Genomic DNA, 13,431 nt, shown 5'->3' on the forward strand with positions numbered 1-13,431 from the left:
TCGGAGCTACCGTCATGTCCGTTCTCAAGAGCTTGCTTGTCGACCGCCGCGCAGCCGCAGCAATTGAGTTCGCGATTGTCGCGCCGCTCTTTTTCATGTGCGTGCTGACATTGATCGCCTACGGCATCTATCTCAGCGCCGCGCACTCCATCCAGCAAATTGCTGCCGATGCTGCACGCTCGGCGATTGCCGGCCTATCCCAGGCCGAGCGGAAGCAATTGGCGACAGATTATATCCAATCCTCGACGATGAATCAGACCTTCATCAAGACGTCGCGAATGAATGTCAGCGTCGAAGACGACGCCAACAATACCAACCAGTTCACCGTCACGGTCACATACGACGCCAGCGATCTCCCCATTTGGGGGCTTTTCACCTTCGCCTTGCCGGATGCGACGATCGAGCGTTATGCGACGATCCGCGTCGGAGGGATCTGACATGGCTCCAACCACGCGCCCCGGTGAAGGCCTTCTCAGATCCAGGAGCGGCAATGTCGGCATCTCGGCCGCATTGGTCATGCCGCTCGTGATCATGTCCATGGGCCTTGGGATCGACTACGGCTATCTCACCCTGCAAAGGCGCGAGATGCAGACCGTCGCGGATCTCGCGGCGATCGTGGCCGCCGCCGACATCGCTTCAGCCGAAGAAGCAGTCCTGGACCATTTCAGGAGCAACGGGCTTGCCTTTGCCGTATCGACACCCGATGGCCTGATGACAGTGGATGGCGAGCGCCTGCCCTGGACCGCCGAAGCTGCGGCCAAGGGCGTCGCAACGCTCGAGCGTGGCCGCTATGTTCCCGACCCCGCGGTCGAGGCCGGTCAACGCTTCATCAGGAACGCCACACCGGCGGACGCCGTCCAGGTGACGATCGAAAAGAAGGGAAACCTTTATCTGGCGGCCCTGTTCAGCAAGCCGCCGGAACTTGGGGTGGTGGGCACCGCCGCACACTCCAAGTTCGCTGCGTTTTCGGTGGGCTCGCGCCTTGCAAGCCTCAATGGCGGCCTGCTGAACGCCGTGCTCGGACAGATGCTCGGAACGAGTATTTCGTTAAAGGCGATGGACTACGAAGCGCTGCTGGACGCGGACATCGACATTCAGCCGCTTCTTAAGCTCGTCGCCACTCGCCTCAATCTGACGGCAGGCTCCTATGAAGACGTGCTGACCGCCAATCTGACGATGCCGCAGCTCATCGGCTCACTGCGGCTCCTCTCCGGTCTCGGCGGCACCGCCGCTTCGGCGCTGAAAAGCATCGAGGTCGCGACGGCGGGGGACAAGCGGACGATCACGCTCGCAAATATCCTGAATATCGATCCGAAGAAGAGCCTGCGTGTCGACGCCGGTTCGGATTGGACCATGCGCGTCAGCGCCCTGCAGTTGGTCTCCGCCGCCGCGGCCGTCACCAATGGCGAGCACCAGATCGCATTTGACGCAACCGCCGGCCTCCCGGGCATCGCCTCGGCGAAGATCAATCTTTCCATCGGCGAGCCGCCGATGGAAACGCCCAGCCACCGGCTCGCGGCACCCGGCGCTGCGGTGCGCACTGCCCAGACCCGAGTGGCGGTCAGGGCCAATATCGAGGGTCTTGCAGCCCTCTCCGGCGTCATGCTCCAGGTCCCGCTTTATGTGGAACTTGCCCACGCGGAGGCGAAACTCGCAGACATACATTGCCTCGGCGGGTCGCCGGAAAATGCCTCCGTCGCCGTCGACGCCGTGCCGGGCGTAGCGGAATTCGCGCTTGGAGAAGTTAACCCGGACATACTGGCAAGCTTTTCGGCCGAGCCCCGCGTTGCTTCGGCGCGGATCGTCGACACCGCTCTTCTCAAGATCGATGCCCTCGCCCATATCACGGCCGAGAATCTGCAGCCTTCCCGCCTCACCTTCAGCCCCAACGAGGTCGCTTCACGCACGGTCAAAAGCGTCTCCACGAAGGATATTCTCTCCTCTACCATGCAGACGCTGCTCGGCGATCTCGACACCCGGATACAAGTGGGCCCTGTCTCGCTTGGAAGCCCGACACTGGTGCGGGAGGCGCTGGCCGAGACGCTCAGTGCCGCCGCGGCCCCCATCGACGATCTGCTTTACAATCTGCTCCTCCTTACGGGCGTGCGCGTTGGAGAGGCCGATATCCGCGTCACCGGCGTCAGTTGCCAACAACCGGTGCTTGTACAATGACAAAAGGACAGATTCAGCGAGCCGTAGGACTTTTGGCAGCACACCTATCGGACTTTAGTCTGGAAACAAATGATGCATTTGGACGTTAGAATATTTCTCGCATGCTGGTTGCATCGAGACTTGGATCACAGGGGCAGTCGACACGTGAAGGGGCACACGCAGTAGATGCAACGGATCGCAGGAAGGGACGTAGGCAACGATAGCGTGCCTGCCTTAACGGCGGACGCATTGCTGCAGAATCTGCAGTATCGCGAGGTACTGCAATCCAGTGCTCGCGTGCTGATTGCCGTGAATGACCTCTTCCCGCGCATGGCGCGCCTGGTTTCGTCGCACCGAAAATGGATGCTCACCCATGCCTCCTATGCCCTGCACCTGGAGCGGGACCCAAACGACCCCGAAACCGGCATTACCGCCGCGCGGCTCCTGAAAATTATGCAGGAGACGGGCGGCGCCAGCCGCAACACGGCGGCGGCTTTCCTTGCGGAACTCGTCACCTATAAGCTGCTGATTCGGGCGACAGGCGGCCACTCCCGACGAACTCGGCCGCTCCAACCGGCCGAAGCAAGCGAGCGTGCCATGCGGCTCTGGTTCAAGAGCCAGATGAGCACGCTCGACTGTCTCGATGGAGGTAGCAGGGAAAGACAGGTCGAAGACGATGGCTCGATCTTCGAACGTGCCCAGCCATTGGCCGCCAGACAGCTGCTTTCAAATCCGGATTGGACCGACCCGCCAGCGGGCGTTGGGGTGTTTGTCTGGGCCGAGTCAGGCGGCGTGATCCTCGACGATCTGATGACGCGACCCGCGAGTCTTGCTCCGAAGTCAGACAGGGTCTGGATCGAGGTCAACCTCGCCAATCTTGCCGAGCACTATCTCGTTTCGAACACGCATGTCCGCCGCCTGTTCGCGCGTGCGGAAGCCGCGGGCCTGATCGGCAAGGGCCAGGATGATCAGCGAGGGCGCTTCTGGCTGAGCGCCCGGCTGATCGACGAATACGCGTCCTGGCAGGCGATCAAGCTCGAAGCACTGGCAAGCGCCTTCGATCAGGCGGTTGCCTCTCGCCCCTGAGGAAGACAATCCCCGTCAATCGCGACCTGCGGCAAAGCGCGGGAGATCGTCGTTAATCTCGTAATAGTCACCCTTGTCGGCGCAAAAGATGTGATAGCCGGGCTCGAGTTCGGTTGCGTTCTCGAATGCTCCGGCCAGTATGGACGTGTAGTCGAGCCCCTCCGCCTTCCAGAACAGGGCGGATCCGCAATGGCGGCAGAAGCCGCGCTGCGCCTCGCCGCTGGAGCGATACCAGGTGATCTGGTCGGCCCCCTCCAGCTCCATGTCGCTGTCGAGCACATTGGTGGCCGCGTAATAGAGCCCCGTCTGCCTCCGGCACTGCGAGCAATGGCAGAAGATCAGCTCCCGCAATTTTCCGCGCGTCTTGAACCGTACCGCGCCGCAAAGGCAGCCGCCTTCGTGGTTGTCCCGCATTCTACTCTCCATGGCAACAAAAAGCCGGGCCAGCTTCCATCGGCCGGCCCGGCCCTGTCAAATTCAGAAGATGCGCTGAAGGTTCAGATATTTTGAACCATTCTGCATACAGCGCCGCGTCTTATCAGACGCGCAAAGGTCGCTGTAGCAGTTTGCAGTGCTGCATGTCTTTGTCCCTTAATCGAGGTCGACTTAAGAGACATGCAGTAGGTCAGCCGTTGACGACCATCCTCTTCTCATCGCGACCGCCCTTCATGCGTTCGGCGAGCAGGAAGGCGAGTTCGAGCGCCTGGTCCGCGTTCAGGCGCGGATCGCAATGGGTATGATAGCGATCGGCCAGGTCGTCGCCGGAAAGCGCGCGCGCGCCGCCGGTGCATTCGGTCACGTCGTTGCCCGTCATCTCAATATGGATGCCGCCTGGATGGGTGCCTTCCGCGCGATGGATCTGGAAGAAGCTCTCGACTTCCGAAAGGACCCGTTCGAACGGCCGCGTTTTGTAGTTGTTGAGCGTGATCGTGTTGCCGTGCATCGGATCGCAGGACCAGACGACCTTCTTGCCCTCGCGCTCGACGGCCCGGATCAGGCGCGGCATGTGCTCTGCAACCTTGTCGTGGCCGAAGCGGCAGATCAGCGTCAACCGCCCTGCCTCATTGGCCGGATTCAGGAGGTCTATCAGTTCCAGGAGACCGTCAGCCGTCAGTGATGGGCCGCACTTCAGTCCGAGCGGGTTCTTGATGCCGCGGCAATATTCGACATGGGCGTGGTCCGGCTGGCGCGTGCGGTCGCCGATCCAGATCATATGGCCGGAGGTCGCGTACCAGTCGCCCGAGGTCGAATCGACCCGCGTCAACGCCTGCTCATAGCCGAGCAGCAGCGCCTCATGGCTGGTGAAGAAGTCGGTCTCGCGCAGGCTTGGATGGTTTTCTGCGGTGATGCCGATCGCCTTCATGAAATCCATGGTCTCGGAGATCCGGTCAGCGAGCTTGCGGTAGCGTTCGGCCTGCGGACTGTCCTTGACGAAGCCGAGCATCCACTGATGCACGTTTTCGAGGTTCGCATAGCCGCCCATCGCAAAGGCTCGCAGCAGATTGAGGGTCGCGGCGGACTGGCGATAGGCCATGATCTGCCGTTCCGGATTGGGGACACGCGCCTCTTCCGTGAACTCGATGCCGTTGATGATGTCGCCGCGGTAGCTCGGCAGCGTCACGTCGCCCTGCTTCTCGACCGACGAGGAACGGGGCTTGGCAAACTGGCCGGCGATGCGACCGACCTTGACGACCGGCTGCTGCGCGCCGAAGGTCAGCACGACGGCCATCTGCAGAAAGGCACGGAAGAAATCACGGATCGTGTCGGCGCCGTGTTCTGCGAAGCTTTCGGCGCAGTCACCGCCCTGCAGAAGGAAACCGCGGCCCTCCGCGACACTGGCAAGGGCATGCTTCAGACGCCGAGCCTCGCCGGCAAAGACGAGCGGCGGATATTTCGCGAGGCGCGATTCAACGCTCTCGAGCACTGCGAGGTCCGGATAGTCCGGCACCTGCTGAATGGGTTTCTGCCGCCAGCTGTTCGGGGTCCAAGTCTGTGCCATTTCTCACCTGTTATCTGACGCGAACGGATCCGCGTCTCGCCTTTGCGGCCCTGAAGGCCGCCCCGGAATTCGGATTGCATCTTTCGCATCGGCAAGCCGGCCGATCCAAGCAGCCGCCTCCGCCGCGCGCCGAGACGTGGCGGATGCGGGCTTATAAACGTTAACATGAGGCTTGCAAAGTCATTCTACCAGAAAACATGGGCTGCCTGCGAGGAGCGGCTCACGCGACCCTTTCGCCCTTTCGCACGCGATAAGTCGGCTGATACATCGTCACAAGTTCTTCCGCCGCCGTCGGATGAACGGCCATGGTGCGGTCGAAGTCATCCTTAGTGCAGCCGGCCTTGAGCGAGATCCCCAGCAATTGCGCCATCTCGCCGGCATCATGGCCGAGGATGTGCGCGCCCACGACCTTGCGATCGGTGGCATTGACCACCAGCTTCATAATCATCTTTTCCTTGCGCCCCGAAAGGGTCGCCTTCATCGGCCGGAACTCCGCCAGGTAGACCTCGAGCTCCTCGAAGGTCCGGGCCGCTTCCTCTTCCGTCAATCCGATCGTGCCGATCTCCGGCTGCGAGAAAACGGCGGTCGCGATCAGATCGTGGTCGGGCGAGGTCGGGTTGTCCTTGTACTCAGTTTCGATGAAGCACATCGCCTCATGGATCGCCACCGGCGTCAGTTGCACGCGATCGGTGACATCGCCGAGCGCGTAGATGCCGGGCGCCGTCGTACGCGAATAGGCGTCGACCATAATGGCGCCCCGTTCGTTCGTCTTGACGCCGGCCTTTTCCAGCCCGAGGCCTTGCGTGTTGGGAACCCGGCCAAGGGCGAGCATCACCTGGTCGGAAACGAGTTCGCCATGCTTCATGGTCCTTGCGGTGCGCCGGCCGTCCGGCCCCACCGAAACCGACTGGATGATGTCCTCGCAGAGGATTCGGATGCCCTTCTCCTCCATCGCCGCATGCAGGCCTCGCCTGAGATCGTGATCGAAGCGCGAGAGGATTTCCTTGCCGCGATAGATCAGCGTCGTTTCGACCCCGAGCCCATGGAAGATATTGGCAAATTCGACCGCGATATAGCCGCCGCCGGCGATCAGGATCGATTGCGGCAGCTCCGGCAGGTCGAAGGCCTCGTTCGAGCTGATGCAGAGCTCGTGCCCGGGCAACGCCTCGTGGGGCGTCGGATGCCCGCCGACTGCGATCACTATGCGCTCTGCCGTGACCGTCTTGCCGCTTGCGGTCAGGCGCACCTCGTGTGGCCCCACCAGTTCCGCCCGTGTGTCGAGTATTTCCGCACCAGCATTGGCGAGGCCCTTGCGGTAGAGGCCTTCAAGCCGGGTGATTTCCTGCTCCTTGGCGGCGACCAGCGCCTTCCAGTCGAAGCGCCGTTCGCCCACGGTCCAGCCGAAACCGGCTGCATCCTCGAAATGCTCCGAATATTGCGAGGCATAGACGTAGAGCTTCTTCGGCACGCAGCCGCGGATCACGCAGGTGCCGCCATAACGAAACTCCTCCGCGATCGCCACCTTCTTGCCAAGCGAGGCCGCCAGTCGACCGCTTCTCACGCCGCCGGAACCACCACCGATCACGAAGAGGTCATAGTCGAAAGCGGTCATGGAAAGCTCCTCAAGCAACGAAAGATCGGATGAAGCCGGCGGTCATCGAACCTCGGCCCGGTATGCGGCGGGCGACGGGAGTCGCCTTCGCCCTGATATAGTATTGCGACGCAAAAAAAGAAAAGCCCGGATCGCTCCGGGCTTTGTCAGGCGATTGAGCCAGGCGGCCTCTCGCCGGCCTTTATTGCGCGGGTGCCTCTGCAGCGGGCGTCGAGCCGATCTTTTCGTCGAGCGACTTGGTTGCCTCGTTGGTGAGATCGCGCGAAACGCCGGCTGCCCAGATGTCGGCGGCCTTCAGCAGCTCGCGCGACGCGATCGGGCCGTCGTTCAAGAGCTTCTTGCCGGCGTCGGAACTGTAGAAGGCGGTGATGGCGTTCAGCTCGTCGACGGTGAAGGTCCTGGCGTAGATAGCCGCAGCCTCGCGCTCGAGATCCGACCGGCGTCCCGCAAGCCCAAGCGCCTTCTCGTCAACCGTGGCGGTGATCAGTTCCTGATGGTTCGGCGAAGCCTGGATCAGCGTGTTTTTCAGCCGCTCGGCCAGGTTCGGCAGGATATTGTCAAAGCTGTTGGTCACGCCGAGTGCGGCAATCGTCGCGCGTGCCGCCTTGATCTGATCCTCGGTCACGTCCTGGGCCTGTACGGCCGGCACCGATACGGAAAGAAGAACGGCTGCGGTTGCGAATGCGCGGGCAAGACCTGCGATTTTGTTCATTTTTATCCATGCTCCTGTGTTGGCGCATGCCGCCCGGCCATTGCCGCCGCCCGGCCCGCATGCGCGGAAATTCTTCACTCGTCGCCGCCCCGCGGGCGCCCGATCGAACCGGTTCGGCCCGCTCAGGCCGCCGTCAGAACACGCGCCCCTGACGGGCCGGCGATGATCGCCAAAGTTGCGATTCCGATGAATAGCCCGTGTTCGACGACGCCCGGAATGGCATTCAGCTCCGATGCCAGCGCCTCTGCATCAGGAATACGGCCAAATGATGCATCCAGAATGAGATGCCCGCCGTCGGTCATGAAGGGTCCGTCGCCGGAGGCGCGCACGACGATATCGCCCGTCAGGCCGAGGCGCGAGGCCACCTTCTCGATCGCAATCCGTGTTGCAAACTGCCCGAACGGATTGACCTCGATCGGCAGCTTGAAGGCGCCGAGCACGTCGACCACCTTCGATTCGTCGGCGATGACGATCATTCGCTCCGAAGCGCTCGCGACGATCTTCTCGCGCAGCAGCGCCCCGCCGCCACCCTTGATCAGTCGCAGCTTTCTGTCGACTTCGTCGGCGCCGTCAACCGTCAGGTCCAACTCCGGCAGCTCGTCGAGCGATTTCAGCGGCACGCCCAGTTCGAGGCACAGCCGCGCCGTGCGTTCCGACGTCGGCACGCCCTCGATGCGGAAGCCGCCGGCGACCTTTTCTGCCAACAGCCGCACGAACTCCTCCGCGGTCGACCCGGTCCCGATTCCGAGACGCATTCCATCTTCCACATAGGCAAGCGCCGCTTCGGCGGCCTTGATTTTCATCTGGCGGGCGTCCATGCGCCACTCGCTCCTCTGATGCCACGACGGCAGAGCCGGCTGCGAACCGGCTCCCGTCCAAATTTCGACCAGACACTTACACGCCCGCCGCGGCAAACAAAAGCCAAAATGCGCGGGCTGCACCGGATTCCGGTGGCGTTCGCCGACCTATGTCTCCATTGCATTCCGCGGAGACTTCGCCTACCCGAATGGACAGGATTTCAAGAACGAGGCTTCCCTTGACCCCACCTCTCGTCGTCTTCGATCTCGATGGCACGCTCGTCGATACCGCGCCGGACCTTGTCGCCAGCCTCAACCATGTGATCACACAGGCAGGTATCCAACCGGTTACTTACGCCGACCTCACGCACCTCGTGGGTCACGGAGCCCGCGCCATGATCGAGCGGACCTTCGCGCTACGCGGCAGGGCGCTCAGTGAAGAGGACCTCACCTGGCAAATGAAGGCGTTCGTCGAGGTCTACCACGGCTCGATGCCGGGGGAGTCCCTGCCCTATCCGGGCCTTGTGGCGGCGCTCGACCGGCTGCAGGACGCGGGGCTGAAGCTCGCGGTCTGCACCAACAAGCCGGAAATGCTGGCGAAACGCCTTCTCGAGGGCCTCGGCCTGATCGGCCGCTTTGACGCGATCGCCGGTGGCGACACCTTCTCGGTGCGCAAGCCGCACGCCGAACACCTGCTTTCGACCGTCGCCAATGCCGGCAGCACCGTGGAGCGAGCGGTGATGGTCGGCGACAGCCTCAACGACATCCTCGTCGCGCGGAATGCGGCTGTGCCGTCAATCGCCGTCCCGTTCGGTTACTCCGACGTGCCCGTCGAGAGCCTCTCGCCGGACCGCATCATCAAGCATTTCGACGAACTTACGCCGCACCTTGTCGAGACGCTCCTCGACCGGAAACCCAAATAGAGGCCGGAGTCGCGACCTCGTTCAGCCTTCGGCGTGCCGCGCCTTGCGGGTCGCTTCGAATGCGCGGTTCATATACATGTCGCGGCCGTAGACGTCGTTGAAGTATTCGACCTTCCCTTCCTTGTTCGGCCATGCCGTGAAATAGGAGACGTAGACCGGGATCTTCTGCGAGACCGGCAGGGCCTTGTTGCGCCCGCTGGCGATCTCGCTCGCGACCTCCTCCATGCTGACGCCGAGGACGGCGGCCGCCATACGGCGCGGCTCCGAGAGGCGCACGCAACCATGGCTCAGCGCCCGCTGGTCGCGCTTGAAGAAGCTTTTTGAAGGCGTGTCATGCATGTAGATCGCGTGCGAGTTCGGGAAGAGGATCTTGAGTTCGCCAAGCGCATTGTCGCTGCTCGGCGGCTGCCGGACGGACACGGAAGCGGTCGAGCCGTACCAGTTCACGGCCGAAGATGGCACGGCGCGTCCGCCGACCTCGACCTGATAGCCCATACGATCGAGGTAACTCGGGTCGCTTCTGAGCTTCGGCAGCATCTCATTGACGATGATCGACTGCGGAACGCCCCAATAGGGGTTCACCTCGACGGTCTGAATCTCGTCCTGGAAAAAATAGGTCTGGTTCGCCTTGGAGCCGACGACCACGCGCATGGAGAACTGCTCCGTGCCGCCTTCGGTATAGTAGGCCATGAAGGCCGGCTGGTTGATGAACACGTAGCGATCGCCGAGGCCGTCCGGCAGCCAGCGCGCCTGTTCCATCGCGACCTCGAGCTTGTCGATCTTGGTCGCCGTCGTCTCGCCGCCGGTCAGGGCGCGAATCGATGCTTGGCCGACGATGCCATCCGGCTTCAGCCCCTTTTCCTTCTGGAAAGCTTCGACGAGGGAAACCAGCTCCGGCGTGTATTCCGGCGCGCCCTGGTAGCTCGCAAGCACCACCGCGTGCTCCGTCTTCAGCGCCTCCGATGCCTTCAGCCTTATGCCGGCGACGATATTGGCAAGTTCCGGGTTGCTGTCGCCGGGCTTCAGCAGCGTCCCTGGCGCGATCTCGACGCGCGGGGTTGCGTCCGTTTCGGCGCGGAGCCTCTCGAGTTCCCGCTTCAGCGCCAGGAATTGCGAGCTCTTCGGATTCTGGCTTTCGATCAGCGCCGCGACGTCGCTCGTGGTCGCCAGCTTTTCGAGAAAGCCTGCAAGATCGACCGTCTTGCGCTTGAAGTCGTGATAACCAGAAATCCTGTTCGGGTCGATGCGGCCGCGCACGGTATCCTGTACATAGGTGAGCACCGCCGCGGACATCGCGATCTCGAAACGCACCAGATCCTTTTCGCGTGTGATCATGTCGCCGCGGTCGAACGCGTCGGCAGGCACCGCTACCGCATAATCCGCGGGGTCGAGACCGACCTTCGCGGCATCCTTGAGGACGGCAATTGCGGCTTTCGCACGAGAGTTGATGCCGCTGCCGGCGATCCAGAGAAAGTCCGAACGTCCGCCGTAAAAGCTCTCCATCGCCTTCGCCACCCCGGCCGGGGCGCTTACATCGACCTCGGGGAGAAACTGCCGCGCATTCGCAAGCGGAACCCGCAGCATCGGCGGCAGACCATAGCTTCCCACCGAGCCGGTAACGACCGGATCGACCAGCCGGTCCGTCTGAACTCTGCGCAACGGCTCGGCCTTATAGGTGTAGTAGCGCGGGCCGGATATCTTGGGAGGCGCAACGGCCCTCTGCTCCTGTTGCAGCATTGTATCGAAGCCGGGCGCAGGCTGACCGGGCTGAACCTGCTCGTGCGCTGCGCGTTTCTTGCCGCCGCGGATAAGATCCATCAGGGTGATCGCCGACGCGGGCCGTACATCCATGGTGGCGATCGCACAGCCACTCATGAGCGCAACTATCACTGCCGATTTGAAAATGTTCATAAGAATAGAAGTCCCCGTATCGCGTTGCCGCCGAATTCGGCCGCTGCCAGATGCTCGCCACGCCCTCGTGCCCGAAGAGTTATAGAAAAGGATGGTGAATGAAAAGAAAACGAACCCCACCCCCTCGGCCCGAAACCCGCCAGCGCCCGCTTCGTGAAGGCTCATCCAAGACTCCCACAAATCGACACAAACCCGTGATTTTCTTCAATTATAAAACCATTCACTACCTGGGATTGTTCCTGCAGGCGCAGAGTGTCGCCCAAGGAAGATGGTGAATGTGACTGAATCGCCACAAGTGCGAGTGCGCAGAAGCGGGGCCAGGCGGCGGCTTTCCAGCGAATCCGCTGAGCCTGTGCCGCATCGCAGCAATTCAAACGATTGTAGGTCTTTGCGCGCCCGCCCCGCCCCTTTACAAGCCGTCATCGCCGGGGCAGAGAGATGCCCGGCACTGCCGCGCCACGCGTCTCATTCGGACCCGCGAAGGTCGCTGCAGCGCCTTGGATTGCTGCATGTCCCTCAGATCGACTCCGATTCGGGAGACATGCAGCGGTGAGGACGATCGGCTCAGATCGGGTCTCGCCCCGGCTTCATGAACGCAGGACGAAGGCAGGTATCACGATGACATCCATGCGCACGGAAACAGACACGTTCGGTCCCATTGAAGTGGCGAACGACCGCTACTGGGGCGCCCAGGCCCAGCGCTCGCTCGGCAACTTCAAGATCGGCTGGGAAAAGCAGCCACTTTCCGTCGTCCGGGCGCTCGGCATCGTCAAGCAGGCGGCGGCGCGTGCCAACATGGCCCTCGGCCGACTCGACCCGACGATCGGCGGCGCCATTGTCGAGGCGGCGCAGGAAGTGATCGACGGAAAGCTCAACGACCATTTCCCGCTCGTGGTCTGGCAGACGGGATCCGGCACCCAGTCCAACATGAATGCCAACGAGGTCATCTCCAACCGGGCGATCGAGCTGCTCGGCGGCGTCATGGGCTCGAAGAAGCCGGTGCATCCGAATGACCACGTCAACATGAGCCAGTCGTCGAACGACACCTATCCGACGGCGATGCACATCGCCTGCGCCGAGCGCGTGATCCATGACCTCCTGCCGGCTCTCAAGCACCTGCACAGGGCGCTCGAGGAGAAGGTCAAGGCCTTCGACCACATCATCAAGATCGGCCGTACGCATACGCAGGACGCAACGCCGCTCACCCTCGGCCAGGAATTCTCCGGCTACGCGGCCCAGGTCGCCTCCTCGATCAAGCGGATCGAAATGACGCTGCCGGGCCTCTGCGAACTCGCCCAAGGCGGCACCGCCGTCGGCACCGGCCTCAATGCTCCGGTCGGCTTCGCCGAGAAGGTGGCGGAGGAGATTGCCGCAAGCACCGGCATCGCCTTCACCTCCGCGCCGAACAAGTTCGAGGCGCTGGCCGCGCATGATTCGATGGTCTTCAGCCACGGCGCCATCAATGCGACCGCCGCCGCCCTCTTCAAGATCGCCAACGACATCCGTTTCCTCGGCTCCGGCCCCCGCTCCGGCCTCGGCGAACTGTCGCTGCCGGAAAACGAGCCTGGCTCGTCGATCATGCCGGGCAAGGTCAATCCGACCCAGTGCGAGGCGCTGACGCAGGTCTGCGTCCAGGTGTTCGGCAACCATGCCGCGCTCACCTTCGCCGGCAGCCAGGGCCATTTCGAGCTCAACGTCTACAATCCCTTGATGGCCTACAACTTCCTGCAATCGGTGCAACTGCTCGCCGACGCAGCCATCTCCTTCACCGACAATTGCGTCGTCGGCATCGAAGCGCGCGAGGACAACATCAAGGCGGCCCTCGACCGTTCGCTGATGCTGGTCACCGCACTCGCGCCGAAGATCGGCTACGACAACGCCGCCAAGATCGCCAAAACGGCGCATAAGAACGGCACGACGCTCCGCGATGAGGCCGTCGGCGGCGGTTACGTAACGAATGAGGAATTCGACGAGATTGTCCGTCCGGAATCGATGATTGGCCCCGCCTGATCTGGCGCATCGTCCCGAAAATCCGTTCGGATATTCGGGACGCTCGATGCGCGGATTCAAAAGTTGCAGCGACCTTTGCGCGTCTGAAAAGACGCGCGGCGCTGTAGGGCGCCGAGGCCTCCCCGGCTTTACCGGCTCCTGCCGCGGCAAGATCGTTGAATATTTGGAATTCACTCAATTTGTATTTGTACAAAAAAGCAATTGTTAACACTCCGAAAATCTTTTACCCC

At 62.3% G+C, this 13,431-nt stretch carries 11 protein-coding genes; 5 read left to right on the top strand and 6 right to left on the bottom strand.

The features are described 5' to 3' along the window. The first annotated feature begins 14 nt into the window (after positions 1-14). The 3 genes from SJ05684_RS08375 to SJ05684_RS08385 all read left to right on the top strand — a co-directional run bounded on the left by SJ05684_RS08375 (position 15) and on the right by SJ05684_RS08385 (position 3,237). The gene (locus SJ05684_RS08375; RefSeq protein ID WP_034857510.1) at positions 15-437 is read left to right on the top strand and encodes a TadE/TadG family type IV pilus assembly protein; all 423 of its coding nucleotides are present in this window, start codon (positions 15-17) and stop codon (positions 435-437) included. A gap of 1 nt (position 438) precedes the next feature. Then, positions 439-2,172: a pilus assembly protein TadG-related protein gene (locus SJ05684_RS08380; RefSeq protein ID WP_034857509.1), complete on the top strand. Its 1,734-nt coding sequence runs from the start codon at positions 439-441 to the stop codon at positions 2,170-2,172. A 165-nt stretch (positions 2,173-2,337) separates the two neighbouring features. Beyond that, positions 2,338-3,237, top strand: coding sequence for a hypothetical protein (locus SJ05684_RS08385; protein WP_034857507.1), 900 nt, complete (start codon positions 2,338-2,340; stop codon positions 3,235-3,237). Between the two features lie 15 nt (positions 3,238-3,252). Here the strand turns inward: SJ05684_RS08385 and SJ05684_RS08390 are convergent, their stop codons facing one another. The 5 genes from SJ05684_RS08390 to rpiA form a co-directional block, all read right to left on the bottom strand. Then, positions 3,253-3,651, bottom strand: a complete 399-nt coding sequence (locus SJ05684_RS08390) for a GFA family protein (RefSeq protein ID WP_034857506.1) — start codon at positions 3,649-3,651, stop codon at positions 3,253-3,255. A 211-nt stretch (positions 3,652-3,862) separates the two neighbouring features. Further along, complete coding sequence (locus SJ05684_RS08395; RefSeq protein WP_034857504.1) at positions 3,863-5,236, bottom strand: class II 3-deoxy-7-phosphoheptulonate synthase; 1,374 nt, start codon at positions 5,234-5,236, stop codon at positions 3,863-3,865. Between the two features lie 220 nt (positions 5,237-5,456). Next, positions 5,457-6,848, bottom strand: coding sequence for a glutathione-disulfide reductase (gene gor / locus SJ05684_RS08400; protein WP_034857502.1), 1,392 nt, complete (start codon positions 6,846-6,848; stop codon positions 5,457-5,459). Between the two features lie 181 nt (positions 6,849-7,029). Continuing rightward, the gene (locus tag SJ05684_RS08405) at positions 7,030-7,560 is read right to left on the bottom strand and encodes a DUF2059 domain-containing protein (RefSeq protein WP_034857500.1); all 531 of its coding nucleotides are present in this window, start codon (positions 7,558-7,560) and stop codon (positions 7,030-7,032) included. Between the two features lie 122 nt (positions 7,561-7,682). Then, on the bottom strand, positions 7,683-8,378 hold the full coding sequence (gene rpiA / locus SJ05684_RS08410; RefSeq protein ID WP_034857499.1) for a ribose-5-phosphate isomerase RpiA: 696 nt from the start codon (positions 8,376-8,378) through the stop codon (positions 7,683-7,685). A 218-nt stretch (positions 8,379-8,596) separates the two neighbouring features. On the opposite strand from rpiA, the gene SJ05684_RS08415 reads away from it, so the two are divergent. Then, positions 8,597-9,280, top strand: coding sequence for an HAD family hydrolase (locus SJ05684_RS08415; RefSeq protein WP_034857529.1), 684 nt, complete (start codon positions 8,597-8,599; stop codon positions 9,278-9,280). A gap of 21 nt (positions 9,281-9,301) precedes the next feature. Here the strand turns inward: SJ05684_RS08415 and SJ05684_RS08420 are convergent, their stop codons facing one another. After that, positions 9,302-11,191, bottom strand: a complete 1,890-nt coding sequence (locus SJ05684_RS08420) for a L,D-transpeptidase family protein (protein ID WP_034857498.1) — start codon at positions 11,189-11,191, stop codon at positions 9,302-9,304. A gap of 618 nt (positions 11,192-11,809) precedes the next feature. On the opposite strand from SJ05684_RS08420, the gene fumC reads away from it, so the two are divergent. Beyond that, on the top strand, positions 11,810-13,201 hold the full coding sequence (fumC, locus tag SJ05684_RS08425) for a class II fumarate hydratase (protein WP_034857528.1): 1,392 nt from the start codon (positions 11,810-11,812) through the stop codon (positions 13,199-13,201). The last annotated feature ends 230 nt before the right edge of the window (positions 13,202-13,431 follow it).

The sequence above is a fragment of the Sinorhizobium sojae CCBAU 05684 genome, assembly GCF_002288525.1.
GTDB classification, from domain to species: Bacteria; Pseudomonadota; Alphaproteobacteria; order Rhizobiales; family Rhizobiaceae; genus Sinorhizobium; species Sinorhizobium sojae.

Bases quoted from the DNA above. Each gene is read 5' to 3' on its own strand.
- rpiA (WP_034857499.1), bottom strand. From the start codon at position 8,378: ATGGACGCCCGCCAGATGAAAATCAAGGCCGCCGAAGCGGCGCTTGCC.
- fumC (WP_034857528.1), top strand. From the start codon at position 11,810: ATGACATCCATGCGCACGGAAACAGACACGTTCGGTCCCATTGAAGTG.
- SJ05684_RS08385 (WP_034857507.1), top strand. From the start codon at position 2,338: ATGCAACGGATCGCAGGAAGGGACGTAGGCAACGATAGCGTGCCTGCC.
- SJ05684_RS08420 (WP_034857498.1), bottom strand. From the start codon at position 11,191: ATGAACATTTTCAAATCGGCAGTGATAGTTGCGCTCATGAGTGGCTGT.
- SJ05684_RS08380 (WP_034857509.1), top strand. From the start codon at position 439: ATGGCTCCAACCACGCGCCCCGGTGAAGGCCTTCTCAGATCCAGGAGC.
- gor (WP_034857502.1), bottom strand. From the start codon at position 6,848: ATGACCGCTTTCGACTATGACCTCTTCGTGATCGGTGGTGGTTCCGGC.
- SJ05684_RS08375 (WP_034857510.1), top strand. From the start codon at position 15: ATGTCCGTTCTCAAGAGCTTGCTTGTCGACCGCCGCGCAGCCGCAGCA.
- SJ05684_RS08395 (WP_034857504.1), bottom strand. From the start codon at position 5,236: ATGGCACAGACTTGGACCCCGAACAGCTGGCGGCAGAAACCCATTCAG.
- SJ05684_RS08390 (WP_034857506.1), bottom strand. From the start codon at position 3,651: ATGCGGGACAACCACGAAGGCGGCTGCCTTTGCGGCGCGGTACGGTTC.
- SJ05684_RS08405 (WP_034857500.1), bottom strand. From the start codon at position 7,560: ATGAACAAAATCGCAGGTCTTGCCCGCGCATTCGCAACCGCAGCCGTT.